This is a genomic window from Legionella sp. km772 (genome assembly GCF_003989735.1).
Classification (GTDB): domain Bacteria; phylum Pseudomonadota; class Gammaproteobacteria; order Legionellales; family Legionellaceae; genus Legionella.
The window spans coordinates 1-4,620 of the sequence record NZ_RZGQ01000199.1; the positions used below are offsets into that span (position 1 = coordinate 1).

Here is a 4,620-nt window from a genome sequence, read left to right on the forward strand (position 1 = left end):
AAATCAAATAATCACTATAAAGATCAAGCATATCCATTTAATTCCCTCCCTAAAATTAAGGGCGGAATTCTAATGCTTTTTAGTCAAACTACAAGTTTATGTGCGTAACATGAGTAACTTAGTGCCATTAGTTTAGAGATAACATATAATCGGTAAAAATCTGAAAAAGGAAGATACAATGAATTCTAAACAGGAAAATCCCTATCTTTTAGGTAATTACGCGCCTGTTGATGATGAATTAGTGGTAGCTGAGCTTAAAGTCTTTGGTGAAATTCCAAGGGATTTATGTGGAATTTATATGCGTAATGGCCCCAACCCTCAATTTCCCCCTATCTCTTATACCTACCCTTACGATGGTGATGGGATGGTCCACGCCCTTTATATTAATAATGGCAAAGTAAGTTATCGTAATCGCTATATTGAAACGAAAAGTTTACTAAAGGAACGCCAAGCGGGAAAGGCGCTTTATGGGGGCCTGCTTAAATTAATTCCCATGGATCCCCAATGGGCAGGTCCTGAAGATGAACCTATCGCTGTTAAAAATGGTGCGTTTATCCATATTATTCGCCACGGCAATACTTATTTAGCCTTAAGCGAAGGGGCTCCTGCTTACCAAATGACAGCTCAATTGGATACCCTCGGTGAGTGGTCCCCTACTGCGCCTAAAGCCTTAGATTTATGTGCCCATACCCGCCTTGATCCCCTAACTGGTGAACTATGGTTTATTAATTACGCCCTGCTTCCCCCCTTTTTAACTGTTTATCAATTTGATAAACAGGGGCTATTAAAAAATAAATGGAATATAGAAAAAGAATATTCTTCGATGTTTCATGATTTTGTGCTCACACAAAATTACGTCATCTTATTTGATTGCCCCTCGGTTTTCGATTTTAAGCAACTAATGAAAGGGGGCCCAGTATTAAATTGGCAGCCTGAATTGGGCACCCGAATTGGCATTATGCCGCGTCATGGTGGACCGATTAAATGGATAAGGACAGAACCCTTTTTTGTGTTCCATTTCGCCAATGCCTATGAGCAAGATAAGCAAATTATTATTGATTATGTCCGTCATGAGCAATTAGTGATGCTCACTCAGGAGGATAATCATAAGCCACCAAGTCTTTATAGTACGACTATTAACCTAGTAAATGATTCTATACACCATCAAGCCATCGATAATCGAATAGTAGAGTTTCCCCGAATAAGGGAAGACAGAAATAGTCGCCCCCATCAATTTATTTATTGTTTGAGTAAAACGAGGAGCATTGCCAATCCAAGAGCTATGAACGTTTTGCTGCAATACGACCGAATAAAAAACAGCACCCAAGTGCGGACGTTTTCTGATGAAACTGAGATTGGGGAAGCGGTTTTTGCCCCTGCTTCTCAGTCACAAAATGAAAATGAAGGTTATTTAATGCTTTTAGCTTATAATAGCACTACAAATCATAGTGAATTTCTGATTTTAAATGCAAATCAATTAGATAAAGAGCCTTTAGCTAAGATACAATTACCCAGACGTATTCCTAATGGTTTGCATGGTTCTTGGATGCCTGGACCGTGGGAATAAGTGAGAGCTAATTAAAAGTCTAAATAATAATAATTCTCATTAATAATTGACAAGAGCTTAATAAAATAGTAAAAACTTAGTTTTTTAGAACATAATTCGAGCAGAAAACATATAAAAAAACAAGAAGGTGAAATTGCAATCAAAATGAATATTTAATGTAGCAAAATTAGAAAATTCCGCATGCTTGTATTATTGTTGAGCAAATACTCAACAACTTAAGTAAACGGGTACAAATAAATACAATGAAACAAGGAATTATAAATGGTGATGAATACAATCCTTAATCCACGGTTATTTAGAGTCTACAGCAAACGCTATCTTAAATTTGATCTAGTTGCAGCCATTGTTGTGTTTTTAGTTGCAATCCCTCTTTGCCTAGGTATTGCCCTCGCTTCTGGCGCTCCTTTGTTTTCCGGGATTTTAAGTGGCGTAGTCGGCGGTATAGTAGTTGGGGCTCTAAGTGGTTCTCATGTTAGTGTTAGCGGCCCGGCAGCGGGGATGGCCGCCGTAGTGGTAGCAGCCTTGACTCAACTGGGCGATTTTAATTCCTTTTTATTAGCCTTAACCTTAGCAGGTGCGATCCAAATTCTAATTGGTAGCTTTAAGGCGGGTTTTGTTGCTGATTATGTACCGACCAATGTTGTTCAAGGTTTACTATGTGCCATCGGTATTTTATTAATCATTAAACAATTACCCCTTGCCTTTACTTTATCCGCAGATTTTAATGAATTAAAAACGCATCTCTTAGAGACCACTGAGGCTTTAGCAATAAGCCCAATACTAGCCCTATCACATCACTTAAACTCAGGGGCAATGCTAATCACTTTTGTATCTGTTGCCCTTCTGGTTTATTTTGATAAAACTAAAAATAAAATCTTAAAGGAAATCCCAGCACCTATTCTAGTAGTGATTGCCGGTATACTTTTTAATGAGTTTTTCATTTGGACGGATTCACCAATGGTTCAGAACTCTCCGCAACTGGTGAATATTCCCACTACAGATAGCCTGCATGAATTTTTTAGCCAGCTTGAATTCCCTAATTGGAATGCTTGGGGCAATCCTAAAATCTATCTCTATGCCCTCATCATTGCCATAGTCGCCTCTTTAGAGACTTTACTGAATTTAAAGGCCGGTGAAAAATTAGATAAATTAAAACGCCATAGCCCTTCAAACCAAGAGTTAGTCGCTCAAGGCTGCGGTAATATGATTGCGGGCCTTATCGGCGGTATTCCAATTACCTCAGTAATAGTCAGAACATCCATCAATATTCAAGCCGGCTCTAAAACAAAGGCCTCAACTATTTTGCATGGCCTATTCATTTTATTAGCTGTGATGCTTATCCCAGGTGCACTTAATAAAATTCCCCTGTCTTCGCTAGCTGCTATCCTAATTTACACGGGCTATAAGCTAAACAAACCCAGTATTTACCAAAACATTTATGCGCAAGGCTTAGATCGCTTTATCCCTTTTATTGTTACCGTGATTAGTATCATTAGCTTTAATTTATTAACTGGTATTTTAATTGGTTTAGCGGTTAGCTTCTTCTATATTTTAAAATCAAACAGCCAAGCCCGTATCGATATTTATAAAGAAATTTACCCAACTGGTGAAACGAGTCGCCTTGTCCTACCTCAGCAAATGACTTTTTTAAATAAAGGTGCTTTGGTGGCTGAATTAGATTCTATACCTAGAGATTCGCAACTGATTATTGATGCCCGCTATACGCAATACATCGATAAAGAAATTCTAGAAGTGCTAAAGGAATTTAAAGAAGAGGCAGGTAATAAACAAATTGCTTTAAATATTATAGGCCTTGAAGACAGTTATAAAATCCATAACTACATAGATTTTATTACCGTCACCACCTATGATGTCCAAGCAAATCTATCACCCGCTGATGTTCTAAAAGTACTTTATGAAGGTAATCAGCGCTTTTTAAAAGATACACGTATCCATCGCTCTAATCGGACAGATATCCGTTATACCGCCAAAGAGCAGCATCCGATTGCGGTGGTGCTAGGATGTATTGATTCGCGCGTACCCGTTGAAACTATTTTTGACATGACCTTCGGCGATCTTTTCTGTATACGAGTTGCAGGGAATGTAGTTAATGACGATGTTCTTGCCAGTATCGAATATGCCTGTAATGTTGTTGGAGCAAAATTAATCGTTGTTTTAGGGCATACTCGCTGTGGCGCGATTCAATCAGCTTGTGATGGCATTGAACAAGGCCATATTACTCAGCTGCTAGCCAAGATCCAACCTGCAGTGAATGCTGAACAGCATACTAAAGACGAGCGTCATGGTAAAAATGTCGGCTTTGTTTCACAGGTCACCCAATTAAACGTCGCCAATACTTTAAAAAATATTTACCAGCAAAGTGATATTTTAAAGGATATGATTAATAAAGATGAAGTGGGCATGGTAGGGGTTCTTTATGATGTTCATAGCGGAATTGTAAAATGCAAAGACTACGAACAAGAAATTAAAGACCTCGGTGGCGATGAACAAGGCCTCTTAGCGCAGAAGCTCAGCAAAGTAATAAAAGAAGCACAAATTAGTGAATAAGCTCCTTTCTAACTCACGCGGCTTGTCCGCGTGAACCATTTAAATCTAGGCACCGCATTTTAAGCCTTATTGTGCAGTCTCACTCAATAAAAATATATATTATAAGCTCTCAGGCCAATTAGCCCCTATAAACTCAATCCACGATCGCACTTTAGGCTGCATATAGCGCCCCGGGTGATAATACATAAAAATAGGAATTGCTGGCATTCTATAATCGCATAGCAGCTCGACTAAATCGCCCTGCTCTAAAGCGTTTACTATTTGATAATGATGTAAAATGGCAATTCCCAAACCTTGTAGCACACATTCTAGAATGGCTTGCGCATCATTTAAAAAAAGGATGTTTTGCAAATAAATGCGCTCATTATTACTCATGTTACGCACATAAACTTGTAGTTTGACTAAAAAGCATTAGAATTCCGCCCTTAATTTTAGGGAGGGAATTAAATGGATATGCTTGATCTTTATAGTGATTATTTGATTTT

General features: G+C 38.3%; 3 protein-coding genes. 2 read left to right on the forward strand and 1 reads right to left on the reverse strand.

Going from position 1 to position 4,620, the window contains the following annotated elements:
* Window positions 1-178: 178 nt before the first annotated feature.
* Window positions 179-1,567 carry a carotenoid oxygenase family protein gene (locus ELY15_RS13585; RefSeq protein WP_127100944.1) on the forward strand — a complete coding sequence of 463 codons (1,389 nt, stop codon included), beginning with the start codon at window positions 179-181 and terminating at the stop codon, window positions 1,565-1,567.
* Window positions 1,568-1,828: 261 nt separating this feature from the next.
* Window positions 1,829-4,135, forward strand: a complete 2,307-nt coding sequence (locus ELY15_RS13590) for a bifunctional SulP family inorganic anion transporter/carbonic anhydrase (RefSeq protein WP_127100947.1) — start codon at window positions 1,829-1,831, stop codon at window positions 4,133-4,135.
* Between the two features lie 99 nt (window positions 4,136-4,234).
* Here the strand turns inward: ELY15_RS13590 and ELY15_RS13595 are convergent, their stop codons facing one another.
* Window positions 4,235-4,510, reverse strand: a complete 276-nt coding sequence (locus tag ELY15_RS13595; RefSeq protein ID WP_127100949.1) for a LysR substrate-binding domain-containing protein — start codon at window positions 4,508-4,510, stop codon at window positions 4,235-4,237.
* Window positions 4,511-4,620 lie beyond the last annotated feature (110 nt).

Coding starts and splice junctions, on each gene's coding strand:
- ELY15_RS13590 (WP_127100947.1), top strand. CDS start 1,829: ATGGTGATGAATACAATCCTTAATCCACGGTTATTTAGAGTCTACAGC.
- ELY15_RS13585 (WP_127100944.1), top strand. CDS start 179: ATGAATTCTAAACAGGAAAATCCCTATCTTTTAGGTAATTACGCGCCT.
- ELY15_RS13595 (WP_127100949.1), bottom strand. CDS start 4,510: ATGAGTAATAATGAGCGCATTTATTTGCAAAACATCCTTTTTTTAAAT.